The organism is Candidatus Halocynthiibacter alkanivorans (assembly GCF_003333265.1).
Taxonomy (GTDB): domain Bacteria; phylum Pseudomonadota; class Alphaproteobacteria; order Rhodobacterales; family Rhodobacteraceae; genus Halocyntiibacter_A; species Halocyntiibacter_A alkanivorans.
Genome location: NZ_QOLB01000067.1, coordinates 1 through 1619, shown reverse-complemented (window position 1 = coordinate 1619; position 1619 = coordinate 1). Strand labels below are relative to the sequence as shown.

Genomic DNA, 1619 nt, shown 5'->3' with positions numbered 1-1619 from the left:
ACCACTCCACCAAGTTATTAGAACAGGCCGATCAAGCCCTATATTACGCCAAGGAACACGGCCGCAATCAGGTATGCAACGATCAAGACCTTATTGACGCAGGCAAACTTTCCTCCATTAAGATTGAAAACAAGATTGATCTGTTTTGATCCTTATTGATAGATTTAGGCTCACGCTCTGGACACGGCAACGGATTGGTTAAAAAGTTATAAGAAATCGACTTGCCATCTGTGGCCCTGTCATTACAATCCGCCCTAATACTGTTTACACATGGCCTCATCATGAACCGCAAAAAGAAAATCATTGACAAGTTCAACAAAAAAGTCAGAAAAGCCAAGGCCAGAATGAACCCGGGCACTAAGGGCAATAAACCTAAATACATCTCCAAGGCCGAGCGTGCCAAGCTGGATGCGGCAGCCGCTCAAGAGCAGCTGGATAGCGGCTCCGAGCAATCAGTTGAGGCCTCAGCACAAGATCAGGCCAGCTAGGGCCTACATGGCCACAGGGTTTAAATCCTGTGGCATCTGCTCGATAACCCCGTCCATTTCGTTGGAGGATACGGGTAAACGTTTAAATTCTTCACCCTGCTGCTGCATGGCCTCTAAATCCAGCACAGTACCCGGCACCAGATCTTCGCCACTCCCCAGCAAACCTTTCACCCCGTACAACACCCAGTTAGGCCCTTCCATGGATAACACCATGTAAGACACATCCGAAACCGCCAAGATACTGTGGGCGGCCAGTTGAGATACCGAGCTATAACCCAGCACCACCCCCGACGTTACTTCAAAGGTTACCGGCACCACCACCGCCTTGGACAATTCATATACCCCAAGACCCACGCCGGCCACCACGGACGCACTGGTGCCCACGGTGAGGGTGGTGGCCGACGTGGCGGTTCCCACCACCCGTGAACCCAGCGCCACAGCTTCGCCACCCACGGCCACCGCCGTGCCTGCCACCACTTCACCGCCGGCCACGGCCACACCAACGGCGGTGCCACCAATCACCACTCCCGATGCCACTAGCGGCACCCCTATGTATTTCACGCCCTTGCCCACTGTGTACCCGGCAGTGGCCACGGTGGCCGCTGCCACCCGTGTTCCCACATACTCAACACCCGACACCGCCGCACCGCCGGTAATGACCGCGCCACCTACCAGAGTACCGGCCCCCGCTTGCAGGGTGCCAAAAATACCGGCCAGGGCCGCCTTACCGGTAGGGGCCACCACCTCGTAGGCCATGGCGCCGCTGTTCCAGGTGACCTTCACTGCCAACTCGGCCAAGGACACACTGCCCTGCCCTAATAACATCACCGGGTACACCACGGTATTCACCGCCACATAGCCTAACGAGCCGGCCGATATTTTAGCGGTGGGTTTGATCATGCCTTCCCAAAATACTCCGTGCAAAGCCCAGCCCAGGTACTTTAATACCGCCAGGCTGCCGGTTTGATTGGAGTCGGCCAGCTCTTCATTACCCTTTTCAAAAGACTCACCAATATTGGAGAAATAATTCTGGGTGCTGTCTTTCACATAGAAGGCTAATTTATCCGAAGTCTCGCTGCGCCATTCATGCACGGGTTGCGAAGCACTGGCGTATTGTTGCCAGGATTGAGT

The 1619-nt window shown here is 54.8% G+C and carries 2 protein-coding genes; one reads left to right on the top strand and one right to left on the bottom strand.

Annotated features, from left to right (window positions below):
- Nucleotides 1-281 precede the first annotated feature (281 nt).
- A complete protein-coding gene (locus tag DWA01_RS06640; protein ID WP_114285065.1) occupies nucleotides 282-488 on the top strand; it encodes a DUF2986 domain-containing protein in 207 nt (68 codons plus the stop codon).
- A 3-nt stretch (nucleotides 489-491) separates the two neighbouring features.
- Here DWA01_RS06640 and DWA01_RS23075 read toward each other — a convergent pair.
- Nucleotides 492-1619 (bottom strand): hypothetical protein (locus DWA01_RS23075; protein ID WP_160115969.1); only part of this gene is annotated, 1128 nt, incomplete at its 5' end.

Bases quoted from the DNA above. Each gene is read 5' to 3' on its own strand.
- DWA01_RS06640 (WP_114285065.1), top strand. From the start codon at position 282: ATGAACCGCAAAAAGAAAATCATTGACAAGTTCAACAAAAAAGTCAGA.